Raw genomic sequence first — 404 nt, forward strand, 5'->3', positions numbered from 1 at the left:
ATCATGAACAATGCATGGAAGTTCGCGGGCTACGATCGACCAGGCGGCGAGGCCGCGCGGCGTATCGCACAGGCCAACTCGTTCGCATCGCGGTTCAGCGGTTCCACTTCGGACCCGGTGCAAGTGGCGAGCCTTGACCCAGCCTCGGGCATGGCACCCGCAGGCACCGCCGTCGCCAACGCCCTTGCTTCTCCCGCAGCCTCCGCACCGCAGCAGACACCCGCGCAAGCCTTGTCTGGCGCGCCGCAACAAGCTGGCGTCCAGTCGCCGCGTGCGGTTGATAGTGGCGGCATCCCGCAGAGGGGCGCTGTGCTTGCCGGCGGTCCTGGTGCGGCGCCAGGCCCGCAGGGCGTGCAGGTTGCGGGCGGTGGCCCAACCGGTCAGCAGCGCATGCAGGCGGCGAC

General features: G+C 70.0%; 1 pseudogene. It reads left to right on the forward strand.

What is annotated here, in order from left to right:
- Positions 1-404, forward strand: a pseudogene (locus EN906_RS37935) (hypothetical protein); the annotation flags it as partial.

It is taken from the genome of Mesorhizobium sp. M7A.F.Ca.CA.004.06.1.1 (assembly GCF_003999135.1).
Classification (GTDB): Bacteria; Pseudomonadota; Alphaproteobacteria; order Rhizobiales; family Rhizobiaceae; genus Mesorhizobium.